At 45.0% G+C, this 22942-nt stretch carries 20 protein-coding genes; 4 read left to right on the forward strand and 16 right to left on the reverse strand.

The window, feature by feature from the left end:
* Positions 1 to 3540 (reverse strand): transcription-repair coupling factor, encoded by a 3540-nt coding sequence (gene mfd, locus GB993_RS07185; RefSeq protein ID WP_161003699.1) that lies wholly within the window; start codon positions 3538 to 3540, stop codon positions 1 to 3.
* A 29-nt stretch (positions 3541 to 3569) separates the two neighbouring features.
* On the reverse strand, positions 3570 to 4127 hold the full coding sequence (pth, locus tag GB993_RS07190) for an aminoacyl-tRNA hydrolase (protein ID WP_161003700.1): 558 nt from the start codon (positions 4125 to 4127) through the stop codon (positions 3570 to 3572).
* 293 nt (positions 4128 to 4420) lie between these two features.
* Here pth and GB993_RS07195 point away from each other — a divergent pair, with 293 nt between their 5' ends.
* Together GB993_RS07195 and cbpA are read left to right on the forward strand one after the other, a co-directional pair.
* Entirely contained in the window at positions 4421 to 5383 is a 963-nt protein-coding gene (locus GB993_RS07195; protein WP_161003701.1) for an L-lactate dehydrogenase, read from the forward strand.
* A gap of 198 nt (positions 5384 to 5581) precedes the next feature.
* Entirely contained in the window at positions 5582 to 6220 is a 639-nt protein-coding gene (gene cbpA / locus GB993_RS07200) for a cyclic di-AMP binding protein CbpA (protein ID WP_017260492.1), read from the forward strand.
* A 250-nt stretch (positions 6221 to 6470) separates the two neighbouring features.
* Here the strand turns inward: cbpA and GB993_RS07205 are convergent, their stop codons facing one another.
* From GB993_RS07205 to GB993_RS07235, 7 genes are all read right to left on the reverse strand, one after another.
* A complete protein-coding gene (locus tag GB993_RS07205; protein WP_161003702.1) occupies positions 6471 to 6722 on the reverse strand; it encodes a hypothetical protein in 252 nt (83 codons plus the stop codon).
* 315 nt (positions 6723 to 7037) lie between these two features.
* Positions 7038 to 7400 (reverse strand): type II toxin-antitoxin system PemK/MazF family toxin, encoded by a 363-nt coding sequence (locus GB993_RS07210; protein ID WP_017260494.1) that lies wholly within the window; start codon positions 7398 to 7400, stop codon positions 7038 to 7040.
* A gap of 68 nt (positions 7401 to 7468) precedes the next feature.
* Positions 7469 to 7723 (reverse strand): hypothetical protein, encoded by a 255-nt coding sequence (locus GB993_RS07215; RefSeq protein WP_017260495.1) that lies wholly within the window; start codon positions 7721 to 7723, stop codon positions 7469 to 7471.
* A gap of 115 nt (positions 7724 to 7838) precedes the next feature.
* Positions 7839 to 8993: an alanine racemase gene (gene alr / locus GB993_RS07220; protein ID WP_161003703.1), complete on the reverse strand. Its 1155-nt coding sequence runs from the start codon at positions 8991 to 8993 to the stop codon at positions 7839 to 7841.
* Position 8994: 1 nt separating this feature from the next.
* Positions 8995 to 9363 (reverse strand): holo-ACP synthase, encoded by a 369-nt coding sequence (acpS, locus tag GB993_RS07225; RefSeq protein ID WP_017260497.1) that lies wholly within the window; start codon positions 9361 to 9363, stop codon positions 8995 to 8997.
* Positions 9364 to 9563: 200 nt separating this feature from the next.
* A complete protein-coding gene (gene cshA, locus GB993_RS07230; RefSeq protein WP_161003704.1) occupies positions 9564 to 11123 on the reverse strand; it encodes a degradosome RNA helicase CshA in 1560 nt (519 codons plus the stop codon).
* 229 nt (positions 11124 to 11352) lie between these two features.
* Entirely contained in the window at positions 11353 to 12750 is a 1398-nt protein-coding gene (locus GB993_RS07235; RefSeq protein ID WP_161003705.1) for a UDP-N-acetylmuramoyl-tripeptide--D-alanyl-D-alanine ligase, read from the reverse strand.
* A 260-nt stretch (positions 12751 to 13010) separates the two neighbouring features.
* Between GB993_RS07235 and GB993_RS07240 the strand changes: the two genes are divergently transcribed.
* Positions 13011 to 13478, forward strand: coding sequence for a low molecular weight protein-tyrosine-phosphatase (locus GB993_RS07240; RefSeq protein WP_161003706.1), 468 nt, complete (start codon positions 13011 to 13013; stop codon positions 13476 to 13478).
* Between the two features lie 613 nt (positions 13479 to 14091).
* Here the strand turns inward: GB993_RS07240 and GB993_RS07245 are convergent.
* Positions 14092 to 14814, reverse strand: coding sequence for a class A sortase (locus GB993_RS07245; protein ID WP_161003707.1), 723 nt, complete (start codon positions 14812 to 14814; stop codon positions 14092 to 14094).
* Positions 14815 to 14978: 164 nt separating this feature from the next.
* On the opposite strand from GB993_RS07245, the gene GB993_RS07250 reads away from it, so the two are divergent.
* Positions 14979 to 16202 carry a multidrug efflux MFS transporter gene (locus GB993_RS07250; RefSeq protein ID WP_161002316.1) on the forward strand — a complete coding sequence of 408 codons (1224 nt, stop codon included), beginning with the start codon at positions 14979 to 14981 and terminating at the stop codon, positions 16200 to 16202.
* A 98-nt stretch (positions 16203 to 16300) separates the two neighbouring features.
* Here GB993_RS07250 and GB993_RS07255 read toward each other — a convergent pair whose 3' ends face one another.
* From GB993_RS07255 to GB993_RS07280, 6 genes are all read right to left on the reverse strand, one after another.
* A complete protein-coding gene (locus GB993_RS07255; protein WP_161003708.1) occupies positions 16301 to 17710 on the reverse strand; it encodes a DHA2 family efflux MFS transporter permease subunit in 1410 nt (469 codons plus the stop codon).
* A gap of 136 nt (positions 17711 to 17846) precedes the next feature.
* Complete coding sequence (locus GB993_RS07260) at positions 17847 to 18092, reverse strand: type B 50S ribosomal protein L31 (RefSeq protein WP_017260504.1); 246 nt, start codon at positions 18090 to 18092, stop codon at positions 17847 to 17849.
* Positions 18093 to 18337: 245 nt separating this feature from the next.
* Positions 18338 to 19621 carry a UDP-N-acetylglucosamine 1-carboxyvinyltransferase gene (gene murA, locus GB993_RS07265; protein ID WP_017260506.1) on the reverse strand — a complete coding sequence of 428 codons (1284 nt, stop codon included), beginning with the start codon at positions 19619 to 19621 and terminating at the stop codon, positions 18338 to 18340.
* A 386-nt stretch (positions 19622 to 20007) separates the two neighbouring features.
* Positions 20008 to 21621, reverse strand: a complete 1614-nt coding sequence (gene pyrG / locus GB993_RS07270) for a CTP synthase (protein WP_161003709.1) — start codon at positions 21619 to 21621, stop codon at positions 20008 to 20010.
* A 210-nt stretch (positions 21622 to 21831) separates the two neighbouring features.
* Positions 21832 to 22425 carry a DNA-directed RNA polymerase subunit delta gene (gene rpoE / locus GB993_RS07275; RefSeq protein WP_161003710.1) on the reverse strand — a complete coding sequence of 198 codons (594 nt, stop codon included), beginning with the start codon at positions 22423 to 22425 and terminating at the stop codon, positions 21832 to 21834.
* Positions 22426 to 22469: 44 nt separating this feature from the next.
* Complete coding sequence (locus GB993_RS07280; protein ID WP_161003711.1) at positions 22470 to 22901, reverse strand: DUF1934 family protein; 432 nt, start codon at positions 22899 to 22901, stop codon at positions 22470 to 22472.
* Positions 22902 to 22942 lie beyond the last annotated feature (41 nt).

Below are 22942 nucleotides of genomic sequence, written 5' to 3' on the forward strand. Positions count from 1 at the left end.
CTACTCCTTTCGTTCAGCCGTTGATGCCGTAGTGGTCAATTCTTCGGCCCTATCCGCCAAGGCACTGACAAACGCAGACAGAGATGCTAACCACTGGGCCTCGGTCATCTTCGGTTGAATCACAAGTTTGACCATCATCTTACCATCTTCGTCACTGACTGTCGCCCGTAATTTATTGCTAGCCAACGCTTTAAAGATATCTTCACCATTGAACAACACAGCTCCTTGTTTGGACAAAGTCACATTAATGTTGTCGTCCACACGCCGAATTTTACTAATCAGGGCTTGATCAGCCACCATCTTAAGGTGACCGATAGCTAGGAGATTGGCAACTTCAGTTGGGTAATCGCCAAACCGATCAATCAGGTCTTCGTCGACTTCCACATACTGGTCTTCATTTTCCAATTCACGAATTCGTTTGTAAATTTCAATTTTCTGACGTTGATCCTCAATGTAAGTTGTTGGCAAGTAAGCCTCGACACCTAGTTCAATCTCGGTGTCAGAACGAACCTTCACCTCTTTACCACGTTTCTTAGCGACCGCCTGCGACAACATTTGCGTATACAGGTCATAGCCAACGGAGTCAATAAACCCGTGCTGCTGCTGGCCAAGTAAATTACCGGCACCACGAATTGAGAGATCACGCATGGCAATCTTGAATCCAGAGCCCAACTCAGTGAAATCACGAATCGCTTCAAGCCGTTTTTCACTTTCTTCTGTCAGTACCTTATTCGGTTGATAAGTGAAGTACGCATATGCCACACGGTTACTCCGACCAATCCGACCACGCAACTGATAAAGTTGAGATAAACCCATCCTGTCGGCGTTTTCCACAAACAGCGTATTAACGTTGGGAATATCCACACCAGTTTCGATAATCGTCGTCGTTACAAGCACATCGTATTCACCACGAATGAAGTCGTAGAGTACACTTTCCAACTGGTTTTCACTCATCTTACCGTGAATATAAGCAACCCGTGCTTCGGGCACTAGTTGACGAATTTGTTCAACGACCCGCTCGATGTCGTCAACACGATTATGCAGGTAAAATACTTGGCCACCGCGAGCCATTTCACGAGCAATGCCATCTTGTAATGCAGCTGGACTAGCTTCCATCACATAGGTTTGAATCGGATAACGATTGGCTGGCGGTGTTTCGATAACTGACAAATCGCGCACGCCAATCATTGACATATTCAGAGTTCGTGGAATTGGAGTGGCCGTCAGCGTCAAGACATCTACTGAAGAACGCATTTGCTTGATTCGTTCCTTGTGTTTGACCCCAAAACGCTGTTCTTCATCAACTAACAATAAACCGAGGTCCTTAAATTCCACGTCTTTTGATAGCAAACGGTGCGTCCCAACAACGATATCAATATCACCAGCTTTTAGCTCAGCCAACGTTGCCCGCATCTGGCTTGGCGTATCAAACCGTGACAGAATGCCGATTTTAATCGGAAAACCTTCGAATCGTGACACCATGGTATCGTAATGCTGCTGAGCCAAAATGGTCGTTGGCACTAAAAAGGCCACCTGACGCCCATCCTCAATGGCTTTAAACGCAGCCCGGAGCGCAACCTCCGTTTTACCAAAACCAACATCCCCAACTAACAGACGGTCCATCGGCTTGTTACGTTCCATATCATGCTTAATTTCATCCGTGCTTCTAAGCTGATCCGGTGTTTCCACATAAGGAAAGGCGGCTTCAAACTCCTCTTGATAGGCGTCGTCCTTGGGGAAGGCATGGCCTTTTTGTGCTTCACGAGCAGCGTAAAGATCCACCAGTTCATCCGCAATGTCCTCAATCTTGCGGGCCACACTGCTTTTAGTCTTGGCCCACTCGGTCCCGCCAAGTTTATTGATGCGCGGAGTTTTGTCTTCAGATGAAACATATTTCTGAATCAGATTTAACTGGGTGACTGGAATAAAAATCTTCGCATTGTTTTGATAATCAATTGTGATGTAATCCTGGTGCACACCATCCACTTCCATGGTCTGCATCCCTTCAAAACGACCAATTCCGTGGTTGACGTGAACCACGTAGTCACCCGGCTTCAATTCCGTGTAACTGCGCAGCCGCTCAGCGTTAGCCAAAGTCTGCCGACGCGCACGTTTTTTAGTCACCTTGGCAAACATTTCGGTTTCCGTAATGACCACCAAGTTAGCACTCGGCAATTCGAACCCACTTTGTAATGTAGCAGGCACAACCTGAACACTTTCCGGCGTCAGGTTAGTTGCCTTATCCAGCGAAGCGGAAATGCCAAAGTCGTGAAGCGTATCGTTGACCTTACTGATCCGGTCCTCATTGTTGACCATAATGACAACCGTTTGCTTCTGTTTTTGCCAGCGTTCAACCTCACCCTTTAATACAGGCAACTGACCGAAAAACTTTTGCATTTCACGACTGACAAAATTTGTCAGCTTGTTAAACCGGACGTTACCCATCCCCTTCTGAAACAGTGAGAAGAAGATCTGTGGGCGCTTAACTTCCCGCATGACTGTTCGGAAATCTAGGCTTAGGTCCTGATCAGGTAACATTTCGTGAGTTCGCAAACGGTCGGTGATCCAGTTGGCCTCGTCCTCATCAATACGTCGATCAGTATCTAGTAAACGACCATAGTCATCAACTAATACCACCGCATCTTTGGGCAAGTAATCCATCAGCCCAGCCGTTTGGTCATAAAACAAGTTCGCATACAGTCCTAATTCAGGGGTGGCACTCGGTGTCGCATCGTCAGCTAGCAATACACTAAAATGAGCTAACAAAGCCTTCTTATCTTCGCCAGTCAACGATTCGGCCTGTTTGTTAACTTGCTTTTGCAATGCTTTCTTACCGGCAGCTAGTTGCGCATCGCTGACCAAGAATTCAGTTGCCGGCAAAACCGTTACGTTATCAATCGTATCAATACTACGTTGGTTCTCTGGATCAAACGTCCGCAAAGAATCCACTTCAGTGTCAAAGAAATCAATCCGTACCGGATAATCCGCGTCCAATGGGTAAATATCCATAATTGAACCACGGATCGCGTAATCACCAGGTCGTGCCACTAACTGCTCGTGACCGTAACCCATTTGGTGTAACTGCGTTTGCAAGTTGGCCATGTCATAGTCTTTGCCTGTTTCAATTATCAAACTGGCTTGCTTAAAATCAGCAGGTTGCGGCAAGAAACGCCGTAATCCGGCCAGATCTGTCACTACCATGACCGGCTGGTCAGATTGTAACGCGTGCAAAGCCTGCACTCGCTCCGCCCGTGATTCTGGTGAACTGGTGGCAATTTCAGTAGCCAGCATTTCTTCTGCAGGAAAATTAAAAACTTGGTTGTCAGGCAATAAATTTTGTAAGTCATTTACCAATTGACCAGCATGAAATGCCGTATCCGTTATCATTAGCTGTGTTTGCTGCTGATCCATGAACATGGTCGCCATCAACAGTGTCCGCGCTGAGCCGTTAATACCAGTTACTAATTGTCGTCCCATATTAGTTGCGGCAACAATTTGCTGATATTCAGGCGCACGGCGCATAAAATCCTGAATTTCCATAAACAACCTTTCTAGTAGTCCGTGATAATTTAATTAAATTCGTTCATTACTTCATCGAACTTTGTGCCTTCAACCCACTTCTCAATTGCGGCCTGAGCTTCGTCCATACCACTACGAATGCCAATCGTCTGAGTAGCAGTGAAGCGGCCAAGCACATAGTCAACGACACTCATTCGGGTTGGGTGGTCAATACCGACACGCACCCGCTTAAAGGCTTGTGTGCCAACGTAAGCAATGATGCTCTTAATGCCATTGTGTCCACCCGCAGAACCTTTCTGGCGCAAACGAATTTTACCAATTGGTAAGTCCATATCATCATGGACAATCATGACATCTTCCAACGGAATGTTGTAATAGTCCATTAGTGGACGTACTGCACGCCCTGAATCATTCATGTATGTCGTCGGTTTAACCAGTAAGACTTTTTCACCACTGATTAATGTGCTGCCAATCAGTGCTTCTTGTTTAGCACGTTTGAATGTCACACCGTATTCTTCGGCAACATGGTCGATCACCATAAAACCGACATTATGTCGCGTGCGGTCATACTGCGGTCCAATATTTCCTAAGCCAACAATCATTTTCATTATTTGATAACCTCAATTTATTCGTAAACTTAACCAACGTTTGAAAACATGCAAAAGTGCTGGTAAATCACAATCACGTGATCTACCAGCCACTTTTGCGCATTGGTTCGCTGTCATTGGCGCCTGCCTTGTGCGGCAAACACCCTACTTCTGTCTAGGCATCAATTATAGCACAAACGCTGGTGCATCACACTCATTAGAACCTCATGACAAACGACTTATTCCTGTATTTCACAAAGTCCCCTATGATATAATGACAGTGGTTTCAAAATAAAATTTTATATTGTGAAGGGATGATTATTTTGGCTGCAAATCATCAAAAAGTTGTACTAGTCGGCGATGGCGCTGTTGGTTCCAGTTACGCATTTGCCATGGCACAACAAGGACTCGCAGAAGAATTTGTCATTGTTGATATCCTTAAAGACCATACTGAAGGGGACGCACTCGATCTTGAAGATGCGCTTGCCTGGGTTTCACCAAAGAAGATTTACTCTGGTGAATACAGCGATGCTAAGGATGCTGACCTAGTTGTTATCACAGCTGGCGCACCACAAAAGCCAGGCGAAACACGTTTGGACCTGGTTAACAAGAACCTCAAGATTTTATCAACCATTGTTAAACCAATCGTTGACTCAGGCTTCAAAGGCATCTTCTTAGTTGCTGCAAACCCTGTCGACATTTTGACTTATGCCACTTGGAAGTTCTCCGGTTTCGACAAGAGCCGTGTCATCGGTTCTGGTACTTCTTTGGATACATCACGTTTACGCGTTGCTTTGGGTAAGAAGTTTAACGTTGACGCACGTGACGTTAGCGCCTTTATCATGGGTGAACATGGTGACTCAGAATTCGCTAACTTGGACGAAGCAACAATTGCTGGTAAGCCATTATCAATGATTGCTAAAGACCAAGGTGTTTCTCGTGAAGAACTTGAAAAGATCGAAGACGAAACTCGTAACAAAGCTTACGAAATCATCAACCGCAAGGGCGCAACTTTCTACGGTATCGCCACTGCTTTGATGCGGATCTCACGTGCCATCTTACGTGACGAAAATGCAATTTTACCTGTTGGTGCAGCATTAGACGGCCAATACGGTTTAACTGATACCTTTATTGGTACCCCAGCCGTTATTAACGGTGAAGGTTTAGACCACGTTGTGGAAGTACCATTGTCTGATAGTGAAATGGAAAAGATGCGCAAATCAGCAGCAACCTTAAAAGAAGTTCGTGAAAACGGCTTTAAGGAAACTGGTTTGTAATCAACATTCTTTGAAACATTTAAGGCGTCGACGCTTGGATATCCGGGCATCGGCGTTTTTTTATCCTACAGGGGTTTGACGTTAACGGTCAGGTCATTGCAAATGAATTATAAATTTACGAGTCCCCTTTTTGGGTCCTGAATGTGGTATGATGATTGCAACTATTCTTATCATTTTTTAATTTTTGGAGGAACACCTATGTTATTAAAAACACTCGTTAAACCCTACGAGAGCATCACGACCGTCCGCGAAGATGTGTCATTGGAAGAAGCACTGAAGGTTCTTGAAGATTCAGGCTTTCGTTGCGTGCCCATTTTAGATGAAACTGGTAAAATTTTCCGCGGTAACATTTACAAGATGCACATTTACCGTCATAAGTCTCGTGGTGGTGACATGAGCCTACCTGTAACAACACTATTAAAAAATGCGACTAAGTTTATTTCCATCAACGATGCTTTCTTCAAGGTGTTCTTCTCAATTAAAGATTTGCCGTACATCGCTGTTTTGGATGAAAATAATTACTTTTACGGTATTTTGACTCATACTCGACTGCTGGATATGCTGTCACAAAGTTGGAACTTCAACGTTGGTAGTTATGTTTTAACTGTTGTCTCACAAGGTGAACGTGGTGATCTGACAAACATGTCGAAGATCATTACTAAATACACATCCATCGCTTCATGTATGACCCTGGATGTGCAGGCTGGCGAACTCGTTCACCGGACGTTGTTTACCCTTCCTGCCGATGTGGATGAAGAACGTTGCGAGAAAATCATCAAGGCGTTGAATCGCAAACAGTTCCGTGTGTCGGAAGTTGAAAACTTAAAAACGGAATAGCCGCCTGTTGGATGACTATTCAATAACATCAGGTAACAAATTGACGAAAACGTCGGTCTGGTACCTGCTTTTTTGTTGGATGCTACTCCTAAAAATTTAATTGCAGTGTTTTACCCGTCCGCTTCCAGTTGTCAGTTTTTGAAACCTCCTGTGGGGACCGGTCTCAGCCTGCTCCGCAGTCTTCCACCTCGACTTTAAGCCTTCATAACCCGAAGTCTCAAAGCTCGTCCGCGGCCTAAATTCGGACAGTTCACCGAATTAACGCCGCCTTCACAGTCGGTTTCAACACTGACGCCTTCCAGCTACTAAAGTTAAGTAACTTCACCACCACACCCTTTGCAATCATCAAGAACAGGCCAACGATTTCAAAAGCGCAGTTTAGAAAAGACGTCACTGTTAGCACGTTGTCTGATAAACGTTGGCTATTCTCACTCAGCGTTGGGAATGTAGCAACAGTCTGGTCGTCGATGTACAGCTTGTAATTCGTATTTGCGTACAGCATTTGTCGCTTTAGTGGCAACCTACTGTTGCATCAGCCCTAGGGCGGCCGCGTTGAAACCGATTATGAAGGTGATGTTAATCCGAATGCATTTTTCGGGTTTACATCACGGACGGTCGAAATGACTCGGCCTTTCACGAGGCTTTGCGGCGAGGTGAAAGACGGTGCACTTCCGGCTTGAACCGGTCCCACAATCGGTTTCAAAAGCGGCCAACCGAAGGCGAAAGCTAGGCTCTAAACCAATACTACGAAAAATTGCCCCGAACACAAAAAGAACACTCATGAGAATTTGAAACTCATGAATGCTCTTTTTTTAATTTAATTTCGTTCGACTAATCCAACACTGATACCAAGCGCATGATCAACACGCTTCATGGCGCCATTATCGAGATGCGTCACGCGATCGCGTAAACGTTGCTTGTCAATCGTACGAATTTGTTCAAGCAAGATAACTGAATCCTTGCCCACTCCGTTTTGATCCGCCGGAATACCGATATGTGTCGGCATTTTTGGTTTACTGATTCTTGCTGTAATAGCGGCGACAATCACCGTTGGACTGTAATGATTCCCAATGTTGTTTTGCACAATTAAAACAGGGCGCATGCCGCCCTGTTCAGATCCCACGACTGGGGATAAATCTGCGTAAAATATGTCGCCCCGTTTAACTTCAACTGCTGCCAATTGGGACACCCTCTTTAAAATATGTAGGCGGAGCATTCAGCTCCTAAACCAATGTTAACCCGTTACGGCTACTGGTCAAGTCTGGAGGCCTCTGCCTCAGACGCAGAAAACTCATCCGCGATTTCTTCATTCAGTTGACCCATAGCTAAGTAGCCCTGAGCTAACTTGTTTAAATCAGCAGACTCATGGTTTTCTAAAAAATGGCACAAGACAGTGTTAATTAGCTGGTCCTGATCAACACTAAAAAATTCACAATATGCTTTAAGATCCGTCAGTGTTGTATCGTTAAAACTCACTGGGACCTGATGTGCATCACTTGCCATGGCTAACTCCCCCGCATCTTTACAACTACCAATCAACTTGGTAAATCCATTCTATCATGAAGCCCACAGAATGTCGTTTGCAATTCAGAAATGTAATATTCCGTTTTACCAATACTTACCGGTTTTCATACACCCGCGGAACCCGCATGCCTAAGGTGGTGGCGATTTCATAATGAATCGTTCCTGCGTAATCAGCAACGTCCTGCATTGTAATCGTTTGTTCACCATCCTGACCAATTAACGTTACACGCGTGTCAACTGGATATTCGTGTGGCAAACGAACCATTAACTGATCCATACAAACACGACCAATGATTTCACAAGCTTGACCGTCAACAAGAACATGAAATCCTTGCATTCGCCGTGGATACCCATCGGCATAGCCAATTGGCAAAGTGCCGACCCACTCATCTTCCTTAGCCGTATAAGTGGCACCGTAACTGACTGATTTGCCCGCTGCCAGATGTTTGACAAACGCAAACTGAGTCGTCAACGACAGTGCTGGCTCTAATGGATAAGGCGCGGTGATCGAACCACCAGACGGATTCAAGCCATAGATGCCGACACCAAAGCGAATCATGTTGCCGTTACAAGCATCGTGCCATAATGACGTAGCTGTGTTTGAAACATGAACATAACGGGGCTTTTCTGGTAGAACTGCCATAAATGCTTGCCAGCGTTGGCACTGCGTATTGAAGTACGTTGTATCCTGTTCATCAGCCGTTGCAAAGTGCGTAAAAATGCCATCAAAGATAAATGCATCCTCATGGTCATTCAGGAAGTCGACAGCTGTTTTTAAAGCGGCCGGTTCTTGGAAGCCAATGCGACCCATCCCCGTATCCAAACCAAGGTGAATCTTCAGGGGCGCAGCCTGGGCATCTGCCAACAGCGGTAAGGCTGTCGTCAACCAATCTAAATCGCCTACTGTTAACGAAATTTCCTGTTCAGCTGCGAGACCGGCCCACTGATGCTGAGTGATGCCGAGCACTAAGATGGGCACAGTAATTCCGGCCGCCCGTAATGTCAGTGCCTCATCCAAAATGGCGACACACAAACCTGTTGCGCCTGCTTCCAAACATGCCTGGCCGGCTTCAATAAGGCCATGTCCGTACCCGTTCGCTTTTACAACCGCGAACATTTCCGTACCTGGTTTAGTCCGTTTTAATTCTGCTTCTACATTATGACGAATGGCCGCTAAATTGACATGGGCCACTGTTGGTCGGTGTAAACCAATAATCTGTGCAGGTACCGTATTAATCGCTTCTTTCATGTTACCGTGTCGAATCCACGGTTTCTAAAATAACTTCTGTCATGACCAGCGTTTCAGTGTGCGAAATGGAAATATGAGCTGGCCCGTCAAACGGCTGTTTGGTCAGATGTGGCTTGCCCTCATCATCATCCAAAATTTCAACATCTTGAAAGCCAACGGCACTGCCTAAACCAGTCCCATAGGCCTTGCTATAGGCTTCCTTAGCAGAAAAACGGCCAGCCAAAAATTCATTTTGACGCTGACCTTTCAACTTATTCATAACGTCTTGTTCAGCAGGTGTTAAAACTTTGGGAACAAATGCCGCAAAACGTTGCCTTAGTGTTTGAATCCGATTAATTTCTGTTAAATCAATGCCCGTTCCGTAAATCATCCGAACCTCCACAAAACTTAATCACACCACAACGCGTGGTTAAGTAAATTCACTGTTCATGAACGTCTAACCGAAATTATAGCATACTGACACAGCGAAAAAACGACCTATGAAAAAAGGATTCAGCTCCACGTGATGTGTCGCTGAATCCTCACCCTGCAGTGAATTAGCTATTCAAACTGATTCATGCAGTAATTAGCTTATTTATGGTTGATTGAGTAACCATGCTTGTTGCCACCATGATTACTGCTTCCACCGTTCCGGGAACTGTTACTGCGTGAACTGTTGTTACGGGAACCTGACTTGTGATCAAAACGACCACGGTTACCATTTTCGCGTTCATGTGAGTTCCGGTTGTTACGACCATTGCGGTTATTACCACGGTAGCCACCGTGACCACGACCACCACGGCCGTTGCCCCGACCGCCGCCGTGACGACTAGGCAATGGGCGTTCTGGCGTAATGTGAACAGGCGTGTCGTGTTCATCACCAGGCGTCAAGTTACTCAATAAAGCAGCAACCAATTCTTCTGCATCATAACGATCCAGTAATTCGGTAGCTTCTTTATCAAACTTGGATGTATCTGTTTCCTTAACCAAATCCGCAACCTTGTTTTCAGCAGCTGATAGTTGACCAGCAAAAGCTTCGGCAACTGACGGTGGCTTGAGGGGCAGCATCCGCACCTTGGTGAGCTTTTCAATCTCACGTAAGTAATCCATTTCGTTTGGCGTAACAAACGTCAAACTTGTCCCATGATGACCGGCACGACCAGTACGGCCAATCCGGTGAACATAGCTTTCTGGATCTTGTGGAATATCATAGTTATAAACGTGAGTGACACCGGAGATATCCAGACCACGGGCCGCAACATCAGTCGCAACCAGAATGTCTAGCTTACCGTCACGGAATTGTTTAAGAATCTGTGAACGACGCTGTTGTGTCAAATCACCATGAATCCCAGCAGCATTGTAGCCACGGGCTTCTAATCCTTTAGACAATTCGTCAACTCGACGCTTCGTGCGACCAAAGACAATGGTCAAGTCCGGATCCTGCACATCGAACAGATGTGTCATTAAATCGAACTTTTCGTATTCCTTTGATTTCACGTAGAACTGATCAACTAGGTCAGTGGTCAGTTCCTTGGCCTTAATCCGTACTTCATGAGGTTCCTTCATGAACTGAACCCCAATCCGTTTGATCTTATCAGGCATGGTAGCTGAGAACAGCAATGTTTGCCGTTTTTCTGGAACTTGCTTGATGATACTTTCAATATCATCAACAAAACCCATATCAAGCATTTCGTCGGCTTCATCCAACACTAATGTCTGAACGTGATCCAAACGAACTGTTTTCCGGTTAATATGATCCAGTAACCGACCTGGAGTCCCCACAACAATCTGTGGGTGGTTCTTCAAGCTGTTAATTTGACGGCGAATATCTGCACCACCATAAACAACTTGAACACGGGCATGTTCATGCTTACCCAAGCGGTAAAGTTCTTCTTGAGTTTGAATCGCCAACTCACGCGTTGGTGACACAATCAATGCCTGGACGTTTGGATTTTCAGTATCAATCTTATCCAAGATTGGTAACCCAAACGCAGCCGTTTTACCAGTCCCTGTTTGGGCCTGACCAATGACATCCAATCCCTGCATGACCAACGGAATGGTTTCTGCCTGGATTGGGGTAGCTTCTTCATAGCCACTGTCATCAATGGCTTTTAATAGCGCCTTATTAAGGCCTAGTTCTGCAAACTTCAAATTAGTTCCTCCTCAAATCAAAAGGTTTCATCGACACTAGCAAAAATCCGTCTGCTAACGCGTGGGGATGCCCGTTTTGATTTGTTATTCTTGTGTGTGTTATTCAATTTTCATTCATATACGCTAAAAAACGCAACTGTAATAGTTTAACGCGTGAGCGGTCGTTTGGCAACTAAGAGTATTAACTCAGTCGTTAAACTTAATTAACCCTCCCAGCAAGTTTGCCTAACTATGCCTGTGCCACGCCGTTCTGCAGCGCATTTAAAACGGTCTCCAAATGTTCACCGTGGCTTGCTTTAAGCATCACTTCATCGCTTTCAGTTAAATCGGCCATTAAATCGGTCGTTAACTGTGCTTTCTGATCATTCTCATAATAATGCAGTTGATCAGCTGCATAGCGATCCATTACCTTGTCCGCCAGTGCCTTCATGTGTGGTCCAATCAGATACAATGTTTGAATCTTTGTCGGATCTAACGCCTCGGCAACTGAGGCGTGTAACTCATCTGCATTATCGCCAAGCTCCAACATATCGCCTAGAACGGCAACATGACGGCCAGCTGCAGGTGTGTCACCAAACATCGTCAGAACATCCTTCATCGCCGTCGGGTTGGCGTTATAGATATCGCTCAAGATAGCTTCCCCAGCTAATCCCGTCAACCATTCTGTTCTGTTAGACGTTAAGTTGACCTCGGCAAGCCCTTTGACTAAGTTAGCCGTCCGAATATGGAACAGTTGACCCACCGTTAAGGCAGCCAATGCGTTATTGACGTTATAATCACCCAACAACGGAATCTTAAACGTTTCTTCTGGCCAGGCATTGACCTTGAACGTCGTTTGGTGGAACTCGTTGTCCTGTTCAATGCTTGTCGGATATAAGCGATTGGAACTCTGTTGGCCAAACGTCACATGTTCGTTAGACACATTCTCTGCCCGTTTCGTCAACAATGGTTCGTCACCATTAAAGACGAACCGACCATCATCCTTAAGACCATGCGTAATTTCTAGCTTGGCATCGGCAATCTTGTCCCGAGTGCCAAAGAATTCAATGTGCGCTTCACCGATCATTGTGATTACAGCAACATCTGGTTGAACCAACTTGCTCAAGAAATCAAGCTGACCAAACCGATCCATGCCCATTTCGACGACTAACACTTCAGTGTTGGCATCCATCGATAGCACAGTGAATGGCACACCGACTTCATTATTGTAGTTAGCGTATGTTTTGACGACATTAAATTCCGTTCCTAAAACGCCGGCAGTCATGTCCTTTGTGGTTGTTTTGCCATTACTACCCGTAATTGCGACCACTTGCGGATTGATTTTTGACAGCCAATGCTTGGCTAAGGCCTGCATTGCAGTCAACGGATCGTCCACCAGCAATACTGGGAAGTCAGCTGGTGCTTCGGCGGCCCGACTAACTGCCCACAAACTGGCAACAGCACCGTGTGCGCGCGCTCCAGCAATGAATTCGTGACCATCATGTTCGCCAGGAAGCGGCACAAACAGAGCGCCCGCCGTTAATTGACGACTATCAAAGTGGACAGAAGTCACCGTTACTGATGACCATTCGCCCAATTCATTTTGTGCATCCACCGCTGCTGCGATTTCAGCTAATTGCATTTTCATTTTTTACCTCTCGTTGCGCACTCTAGGCGCATCTCTGGATACTAGTGTTGATGTTATGGAGTCCATAATTACTTAATTTATTAAATTGCGTTAATCATCAACTTGTTGCAAACTACTATTGCAGTCGAATCAGATTATACCATGTGAGCGACATAATCAAAAATTCACTAAACTTGCATTAGTCGATTAATCACGGCAAAATAAACGCAGGAACTACTATAAACAAGCCATTTAAGCACGTTATTCATTTGGAGGAACCTATGCAAAATGTATTATTTGTCTGTTTAGGCAATATCTGCCGCTCCCCGATGGCAGAAGTGATTTTTCGCCATTTAGTGGCGGAATCCGGACAATCTGAGAAGATTAATGTTGATTCTGTGGCAACAAGCAGCTGGGAAGAAGGTAATCCCCCGCATCCCGGAGCCGTTCATATGTTAGCCGAACACGGCTTAAGCGCAGAGGGCCTTCATTCACGGCCAATCACTGCCAAGGATTTTGCTTGGGCTGACTGGATTATTACGATGGATCGTTCAAACTTAGCCAACTTAAAACAACTAACGCCCGCTGAAGATCTGTCAAAGGTCCACATGGCCTACGAAATCGTTCCCGGTAAGGCTGGCCAGGAGATTCCGGATCCCTGGTACTCCCATAATTTTGCATTGACTTACAGACAGCTCAGCGAGGTCCTTCCTTACTGGCTGGACAAGGTTGTCGCTGCCAACCACTAACTCAACATCGTTTTATTACTGACAGAAATGACACTGACTCTCTAAGTTGAGAATCAGCGTCATTTTTCGTTTGCATATTTTTTAGAGGAATGAATATGGACCTGGCGCCTACGGTTGGCCAGCACTGAAATTCTGGTATAGGACCGGTTCGAGCCCGAAAATCATGGTCTCTCACCTCGTCGCGAAGACTCGATACCCCTGAGTCTTCGCAACCGTCCGTGCTGTAAATTCGGCAAAGCCCACCGAATCAACAGCACTTTCATACCTTGATTTCAATGCTGACCGCCCTTCAGCTCATATTGAAGTCACGTCTCAACATTATTAACTCTATAAAAGGTCTGAATTCGATTAACCAAAGTGACCAGTCTTCAATATGATCGCTTCACTCATAGATTAACTAAACGTCAAGAAAAGCGGAGTCAGTGAGAAACAGAATTCCGTGTCGACAACACTAAATGGCACGGGTTAAGCCATTTAGTGTTGTCGGACGCGCTTTGAAACCTGGGCTTGGGTTCAAAGGCGAGGTCGAAGACCGCAAAGCGGGCTGAGACCGTTCCCACGGAATGGCGTTTCTCACTGACGCAGCGGCAGCATCACAATGTCTAAACAGGAATTATGATGCAATCGTTTCGACCTTTTGTTTGTAACTGAACCCTTTTAGTGCGGCCTCAGGAGCGTCTTTCCAGTCATAGCTGTGAACTAAAGAACCGCGGACCATCAAACGATTGGCTCCCGTTGCATCACAGGTAATTAGTGTGACCAGCTTTTGACCAGGGACATCATTCACAACATCAACGCGAGTCGCTTTAATGAACTTTCGCTCCGTAGTCTTGTATTCATAAACATGGGCTAAGTCCGTCAAATAAATTTTTTGGCCTACCCGACTCTTCCAAAATAACGGACTAAACATGGCATCCTTTTGATCCATGCGGTGACCAGCAATTGCATAGTTACCCTGTCCCATTACTTGATCTGGCTTTAGTGTGCCAGTAGCTAATGCTAAATCAGCATCTGACACACCATTAACAATTTGCAAATTTAATTTGATCGACGGAATGGCCACTAAGCCAATCGCCTTAATTTTATGGTTAGCACGCGCCTGGGCAGCGGTCTTCAGATCTAATGAGTTCACACTGCGAAAATCATAATTACCCTTAGTTTTTTCATTTTTTTTGACATCCGTACGCGTAATCGTTGGCCGATATGTTTTGACCAACCAATTGGTGATGGGACCATTAAAAATGAGAACCAGCGACACCGCAACTAGCAGAACAAAAAGTATGCCACGAAACCACCGCCAAACAGATGATCCTTTTTGATGCTTTTTTTGAGCCATTAAATTTTCCCTTCAACGTAACATCAGTATTTACCACCTAAACGTTTGGCATCATGCCTAATAAAATAGGTGTAGAATATTATCTTGTTATTTATTTTGCTAACGAAAAAATACCACATTACCCATCTAAGTTAAAGTAAAGTGCCACTCAAGGAGGAAATCGATTGATCAAACATCTTAAACAACAACTTTTCCGTAAACGCCTACCGTGGGAACAAAATATCTTTGTCCTCTGGTTTGGCACATTTATTGCCGGCATGGCATTTAGCGAAATCATGCCATTTATGTCTCTGTATATTGATACGCTCGGCCATTTTTCAACTGCTCAGCTTAATTTCTATTCCGGGATCACTTTTTCCGCTACATATTTAGTTACTGCTATTGTTTCCCCATTATGGGGCCGACTCGCTGATCGAAAGGGTCGCAAACTGATGATTCTGCGGGCATCACTGGGAATGGCCATTGTGCTTGGCGCTATGGGACTTGTGACCAATGTTTGGCAACTGATTGGCCTTCGCTTTATTCAGGGTGTCTTTTCTGGTTACATTTCAAACGCCAATGCCCTAGTAGCTACGGAATCGCCAAAAGAACATTCCGGTCAAGCATTGGGAACACTCGTTACCGGTTTCACTGCCGGCAACCTGCTGGGGCCATTGCTCGGCGGGACGTTAGCAGCCAGTTTCGGTTATCGTTTAACTTTCTTCATTACAGGCGGTTTGTTACTGATTGTCTTTTTCTTAAGCTGGTTGTTTGTGCACGAACACTTCACGCCTGTTGAAAAAGGAGCCGCCAATTCAACAAAGGACGTTATTCATTCCTTCAAACATCCCCAGATCATTTTAGGCATGCTGATTACCACCATGATCATTCAAGTTGCCAACCAGTCTATCAGTCCAATTCTTAGTTTGTACGTCCGGCAACTACTCCACGGTCAAGGCTCTGTTTCCTTAGTGGCTGGGCTTGTGGCCGCTATACCCGGCATTGCGACCATCATCGCCGCACCACGTTTAGGCGTGTTAGGTGACCGTATCGGCACGGAACGTATTTTGACCATCGGCTTCATTTTTGCCATCTGTGTATTCATTCCGATGGCGTTTGTCCGAAATGTTTGGGAACTAGGCGGGCTCCGTTTTCTGATTGGTATTTCCGACGCCACGATGATGCCGGCCGTTCAAACGTTATTGGCAAAGAACTCCCCTGTTTCTACCACTGGCCGAGTATTCTCATGGAATCAATCATTCATGGCCATGGGGAGCATCGTTGGCCCCATGATTGGCTCAACTGTGTCTGGCGCGTTTGGTTACGGGGCCGTGTTCCTGTCAACCGGCGTGATTGTTGCATTAAATCTAGTCTTATTCAGGTTTAACACCCGTTCATTACGAGATTAAACCATTAACTTAATAATTCTAAAAATCCCGACAGCCATGTTTTCATGGTTGTCGGGATTTTTGATTAAACTGAACAAATAACGAACTTGTCGAACAGATTAAGCTTTTTTATCCTGCTGCTGAAATTTGAAATTAAAACTAGCTAGTACAATCATGATAATCGTGAGCACTAACAAAATGATGAAATCGTGCAGGCCACCACGTGCTGTGGCTTCAACAGAAGACAGTTTGCCCGCCTGGTTTTGACTAATTGCCACAACCGTTGCCATCACGGCGGTCCCAATAGAACCAGCGTATTGCTGAATGGCGTTAAACGCCGCGTTACCATCCCCAATAAGTTTAGGCGACAACTGTTGCATGCCGTTTGCCAACGTATTACTAAAGGTCATCGAGAACCCGACACTGTAAATAATGTAAATACCGATGATCCAGCCCACGGACAGGTGGCCGACGCTCAACACAAAGCCAGCCATCGCAATCATCAAACATACGAGTCCCGTTAAAATCGGCACGCGTGGTCCACGACGATCCAGTAATGAACCACCGAGTGGCATCAATATTGTCCGTAAAACACTCCCTGGCAGTAAGAGTAGCCCGGCTGTCATCGCGTTTGCCCCAATGACCAGCTGTGCGTAGTTTGGCAAAAGAAAGCCCAAGCCAATGTTGCTCAATTGCAGACTCAAGTAGGTTAAAAAGCTGAGCACGAAGGTTCGCCGTTTGAAAATTGCAATATTGATCAGCGGTTGAGCCGTCCTTGTTGCCCACCATCCATAACCAACCAGAGCAACTATTCCAACCAGGACTAGCCCCCAGAATCCGAGGCTACTCCAACCATGTTTGGATGCATCGTTGAAGCCTAAGGAAATGGTAACAAACGCCACCGCAATCAGCGTAAAGCCTAACGTATCGAAATGCGCCGGTTGAGTGCCGACACGTTGGCGAATATTGAAATATCCAAACAGAAACGAAACGGCCACAATCGGTAACACAATCCAGAAGATCATTCGCCACCCCATGTAGTACAGCACCAAACCACCATATGTAGGTCCCACGGTTGGCGCAAAGCCCAAAATCATGCCGCCAATCGACATGTAACGGCCCATCTTAGAGCTGGGAACAAACTGCGTAATAATACCGAACATCACGGGCGTACACAACCCGGTCGCAATCCCGCCAATCAGCCGTCCAATCAACAAAACTGGAAAAGATATGGCCACCGCACAAACCACCAAACCAACGACAAACAATACAAGTGCCGTAACGAATGTCGCTTTGAATGTAAACCGTTTGTGGATATATGACGCCATAATCATCACTAACGAGGCAATGAGTAAATAGCCTGTCGTTAGCCATTGGACGGCACCGATAGAAATGTGAAACTGCCTCATGAGCGTTGGGAAAGTGACGTTCATCGAGGTTTCTGTTAAAATCCCACAAAATGAAAGTAACGCTGTTCCTACAATTGAGAACAACACGAAGCGTGGTACTTTAGTTGTCGTTGAATCCATAACTACCTCTTTCTGAGTTAAATATTAATGCCTTTTTATCTTATCCCTACATTTTTTAATTTGCACATGGAAAAATAAAAAAAGCCCTTATCAGCGTAAAGTCGCAGACAAGAGCTTTAGATTGATTCAATTTCGCTTACTTCAAACCATACTTCTTGTTGAACTTGTCAACAGCACCGTCGGCTTGAGTGAACTTCTGCTTACCAGTGTAGAATGGGTGTGAATCAGAAGTGATTTCAACACGGATCAATGGGTAAGTGTTGCCGTCTTCCCAATCAGTTGTTTCTTGAGAAGTAGCAGTGGAGCCAGAAATAAATTTGTAGCCAGTGGTTGAGTCCATGAACACAACCTGGTGGTAATCTGGATGAATGCCTTGTTTCATTGTAATATCTCCTTTGCCATGAGTCATTTGCTGAGTCATAGTTACATATAATCAACTTTAGTAATATAGCATGGATTAAGCGTATGCGCAAGTCAGCGACAATAATAATTGTGAGCTGGTTTGACTCAATAATTTATAACTGTAGCAAACAAATCCGCGTTTGAACGATGCAATCGTTGCTCAAAATTACTAGAACCAGCTTTTCAAATCAGCGATTGGACGTCTTTAACGAAACACATGTCGGCCTAGTATTCGAAAACACCTGCATCTGTGTCTTCAATAATCTGTATATGTCCACCCAATGCCTTAAGCTTATCGGAAATGCGATCATAACCACGCAAAATATTTTCTGCGTTGGTAATGGTTGTGCGTCCTTCGGCCATTAAGGCAGCAATCACCAATGAAGCACCTGCACGAATTTCGCCAGCAGCGACAATGGTCCCAGTTAAATCATCACAGTGGTTGACAACAATCATGTTGTTTTCCAACCGAATGTTTTCGCCCATTCGGTTAAGTTCAGGAATGTGCTTTGTTCGCTCAGGATAAATAGTGTCGATAATGATGCTGGCACCATCTGCCCGACCCATCAGCGGTGTGATTGGCTGTTGCAAATCAGTCGCAAAGCCAGGATAAGGCATGGTTTTAACCTGAATTGGCTTAAGCTTTTCAGATTTATGCACATAAATACTGTCTTCACTGATGTCCATCTTGACGCCCATTTCGATTAACTTAGCGGTGAAAGCCTCCAAGTGTTCAGGAATGACGTTTTGAATGTTAACACCAGCGCCAACGGCAGCCGCCATCGATAAGTACGTACCTGCTTCGATACGGTCAGGAATAATCGTGTGAGTGTTAGTCGCCTTTAATTGTGACACACCCTCGATTCGAATAACATCTGTCCCAGCACCGCGCACCTTAGCACCCATGTTATTTAAGAACGTTGCCAAATCGATGATTTCTGGTTCCTTAGCGGCATTTTCGATCACTGTTAAGCCATCAGCTTTTACGGCAGCCAAAATGATGTTCATCGTGGCACCGACAGACACGATATCTAAGAAGACACGTGCGCCGTGAAGGCCCTTGCTGGCATCAATATGAACAGAATCGTCAATCTCTGTAACTTCTGCACCTAAGGCCTTAAAGCCCTTGATGTGTTGATCGATTGGCCGGGGGCCGATATTATCACCGCCAGGAAACGATACAGTAGCCCGTCTAAAACGACCCAGTAAGGCTCCCATAAAGTAATATGACGCACGCAAACTCTTAATTGCCTTACCTGGTAAAACATTTTCTTCGATATGCGTTGGATCAATATCCAGCACACCATTTTCAAAGTGTGATGAAACGTTCATTGATTCGAGGATGGCCATCAAGTTATGTACATCCAAAATGTCCGGAACAGAATCAAATTGAACCGGGGTATCAGCCAGGATAGCAGCGGGAATTAGTGCAACCGTACTGTTTTTGGCGCCGCCAATAGTAACTTCGCCTGACAGTGGGTTGCCTCCTTGGATGATCATCGATTTCATGCGTTATTCCTCTTTCATTCATGCAACTAATTCGTATTGAGATTTACCATGGCTCAACCATAAAGGGAGCACAATTATCTTCCATACTAATGAACGAATGGCAAAAAGACAACACTGTTTCTGGCTTCTCAGTATATTTTTAGAAACTTTTTTATCACTGTTCAATCATTTACCAGTCAAATCGTTTAATAATTGCCTGTTTAACGGCATTTTGGTTCCACTGTTGACTTAATGAAAACATCGGGAAAAATTGTGCAAAATAAAAAGTTTGTTGAGGACGTATCTGTCCATCAACAAACTTTCTTGAAGTGCTGCGCCTATCTGGCACTGTCAGTTTTTCCGTAATTTACATTGTCAAATCGCCTGCACTTTTAGTTACCTACTGTTTACTGACGGGAAATGTGTTCATCATCAGCAGCCTTCACAAACGCTTTGAACAATCCTTCAGGACGGTTTGGCCGTGACAAGAATTCTGGATGATATTGTGCGGCAACGAAGAACTTGTTGCTTGGTAATTCAACCACTTCTACCAACCGGTTATCAGGTGACGTCCCAGAGAATACCAGCCCCTTGGCGGCTAACTGGTCGCGGAACTTGTTATTGAATTCATAACGGTGACGGTGACGTTCGGAAATCACTTCTTCATTGTTATAAGCTGAGGCAGCCAAAGTACCTGGCTTCAACTTACATGGGTAAGCACCTAACCGTTGTGTACCACCAAGATCATCGATGTTTTCTTGATCAGGCATTAAATCAATAACCGGGTATGGTGTGTCGGCATTAATTTCCGTTGAGTTGGCATCTTTCAAGCCAACCACGTCACGGGCAAATTCCACACAAGCCATCTGCATCCCCAGACAAATACCCAAGTACGGAATGTCATGCTCACGTGCATACTTGATGGCCAAAATCTTACCTTCAATACCACGATTACCGAAACCACCGGGAACCAGAATACCGTCTGCTTCAGCCAAAACGGAATCAACGTTATCTGCGTTAATTTCTTCTGAGTTGAAGTGATTAATTTTAACATCAGCATCAACCACATAGCCGGCTGACTTTAGGGCTTCATTAACAGAGATATAAGCATCTTGCAGATCAGTGTACTTCCCAACCAAATCAATGGTGATCGTCTTGTGCAAGTTTTGAACATGTTGTTCGAGCTTACGCCATTCACTCATGTCTGCTTCCGGAGCGGACAACTTAAAGTGGTTTAGGACAATGTCGTCCATGTGTTGGTCTTGTAAAGCCAATGGCACCGTGTAAACCGTTGGCACGTCCATCGATTCAACAACGGCTTCAGGATCAACGTCACAGAATGACGCAATCTTGTTACGCATCGTTTGGGTGATGTGCTTTTCCGTCCGGACAACCAACATGTTTGGCTGAATGCCTAAACCACGCAGTTCCTTAACACTGTGTTGCGTTGGCTTTGTCTTCATTTCACCAGCAGCCCGCAGATAAGGAATCAAAGTTGTGTGAATGTAGAAAACATTGTCACTACCAACATCAGTCTTCATCTGACGTAAAGCCTCAATAAATGGTAAGGATTCAATGTCACCCACCGTACCACCAATTTCTGTGATCACTACGTCCGCGTCAGTCGTTTGACCAGCACGCATGATTTTTTCCTTAATTGCGTTAGTGATATGCGGAATAACTTGAACCGTCGCGCCAAGGTAGTCTCCATGACGTTCTTTTTGTAGAACTTCTTGATAAATTTTCCCCGTCGTGACGTTTGAGTATTTATTCAGGTTAATGTCGATAAATCGTTCGTAGTGGCCTAAATCAAGGTCCGTTTCGGTCCCATCATTTGTCACAAACACTTCACCGTGTTGGTATGGGCTCATCGTTCCTGGGTCAACATTGATGTAAGGATCAAACTTTTGAATCGTAACCTTGAGCCCACGGTTCTTTAACAAACGGCCTAAGGACGCAGCAACGATCCCTTTCCCAATTGACGAAACCACACCACCGGTGACAAAAATGTATTTGGTCATCTAAATAAACGCTCCTTTTGTTTTTTCGGGGAAGCCTTAAACAAAGAAAAAGCCCCCAATTCATCTGAATTGGGAGCAACTAAAGTCTTCATTAACGTGCCCGTCCTTCTGAACGGTGCCCAAAAAATATAATACCGACTTCAAGTCATAACGTCAAGGATTTTATCCGGTAATTTTATTATCAGATAAAACGACCAAGCAACGAACTAGTTATTCGTCGTCATCGTCGTTTTCTTCATCCTCATCGTCATCATCATCTTCGTCATTTAATTCTGCTAATTGACCCTCGATACCATCTGGCAAGTCTTCCTCGGTATCCTGATTTTCAGTATCGTCGTCATCGCTGTCCTCATCGTTATCTTGAGTGTCAGCGCCATCAACATCATCAGAGTCTTGACCAAAGTCATCATCTTCAGGATCGTCATCATCATAATCAATAACATCGTCGTCATCAGCAGCGTCAGCCAGGAAGGCATTAACCTTACGACGTTTCTTGCGCTTTGGCTGATCCTCGTCTTCTTCACCATTAATAGTGGCTTCATCAATGGAGTCAAACGGGTACCAGGTACGGAGTCCCCATGTATTGTCACCAAGTGAAATGAAACTACCGTCGACATTTAGGTCCGTATAGAATTGTGCAAAACGATCACGAATTTCTTCGTCACTTTTGCCCAAGTACTGTTGTACCTGGTTGGTTAAATCGGCAAAGCCCATGGCTTCCCCATGTTGTGAGAGAATTGCGTGCGCAACCTCAATCATCGACAATTCTTTCTTATTTTGACCTTCGAAAATTTTAAGTTCCAAAATCAGGCCCGTCCTTTCGAGAGTGTACATCTTATCATAAGGTCTTAAGCTGTAAAATGCAATCTAATTTGATAATCACCGATTAATTGTTCGCCAGCCAACAACTGGTAATCAATGGCAATCCGTCCTGCCGACAAATCATCGCTCAACCGTACACTGAGATCAGTTGTCGCAACTTCAACGGCCATAATGCCATAAGGCGTCCGATACTGTGTCGTCACTGCCTTTCCAGTAAGAAAGTGAAACTTTAAACCATTTTCACCAGAACGCGTCAAGACTACATCATCTTGACCATTCAGCTTAAACGTGACCGGTGTAGACTGACCATTATCATCTTCGACATAACGTAAATAAATGTTGTCATTCACAATCACCAAGCGGCCTGGCAAATCAAAATCAAATTGCTCCGTGTCATCATCTTGCGTAATATTGGTCAATAAATGAACGGTGACAGCCTGTTCAAATTGTTGTGCCACAAATCTACCTCCTAGTGTTATTTGAAATTTTCTTCAAACCG

Origin of the sequence: Furfurilactobacillus milii (assembly GCF_009864005.1) — a bacterium.
Classification (GTDB): Bacteria; Bacillota; Bacilli; order Lactobacillales; family Lactobacillaceae; genus Furfurilactobacillus; species Furfurilactobacillus rossiae_B.

Excerpts from the sequence above, each read along its gene's own strand:
- mfd (WP_161003699.1), bottom strand. The coding sequence starts at position 3,540 with ATGGAAATTCAGGATTTTATGCGCCGTGCGCCTGAATATCAGCAAATT.
- pth (WP_161003700.1), bottom strand. The coding sequence starts at position 4,127 with ATGAAAATGATTGTTGGCTTAGGAAATATTGGACCGCAGTATGACCGC.
- GB993_RS07195 (WP_161003701.1), top strand. The coding sequence starts at position 4,421 with ATGATTATTTTGGCTGCAAATCATCAAAAAGTTGTACTAGTCGGCGAT.
- cbpA (WP_017260492.1), top strand. The coding sequence starts at position 5,582 with ATGTTATTAAAAACACTCGTTAAACCCTACGAGAGCATCACGACCGTC.
- GB993_RS07205 (WP_161003702.1), bottom strand. The coding sequence starts at position 6,722 with ATGCTGTACGCAAATACGAATTACAAGCTGTACATCGACGACCAGACT.
- GB993_RS07215 (WP_017260495.1), bottom strand. The coding sequence starts at position 7,723 with ATGGCAAGTGATGCACATCAGGTCCCAGTGAGTTTTAACGATACAACA.
- alr (WP_161003703.1), bottom strand. The coding sequence starts at position 8,993 with ATGAAAGAAGCGATTAATACGGTACCTGCACAGATTATTGGTTTACAC.
- acpS (WP_017260497.1), bottom strand. The coding sequence starts at position 9,363 with ATGATTTACGGAACGGGCATTGATTTAACAGAAATTAATCGGATTCAA.
- GB993_RS07235 (WP_161003705.1), bottom strand. The coding sequence starts at position 12,750 with ATGAAAATGCAATTAGCTGAAATCGCAGCAGCGGTGGATGCACAAAAT.
- GB993_RS07240 (WP_161003706.1), top strand. The coding sequence starts at position 13,011 with ATGCAAAATGTATTATTTGTCTGTTTAGGCAATATCTGCCGCTCCCCG.
- GB993_RS07245 (WP_161003707.1), bottom strand. The coding sequence starts at position 14,814 with ATGGCTCAAAAAAAGCATCAAAAAGGATCATCTGTTTGGCGGTGGTTT.
- GB993_RS07255 (WP_161003708.1), bottom strand. The coding sequence starts at position 17,710 with ATGGATTCAACGACAACTAAAGTACCACGCTTCGTGTTGTTCTCAATT.
- GB993_RS07260 (WP_017260504.1), bottom strand. The coding sequence starts at position 18,092 with ATGAAACAAGGCATTCATCCAGATTACCACCAGGTTGTGTTCATGGAC.
- murA (WP_017260506.1), bottom strand. The coding sequence starts at position 19,621 with ATGAAATCGATGATCATCCAAGGAGGCAACCCACTGTCAGGCGAAGTT.
- pyrG (WP_161003709.1), bottom strand. The coding sequence starts at position 21,621 with ATGACCAAATACATTTTTGTCACCGGTGGTGTGGTTTCGTCAATTGGG.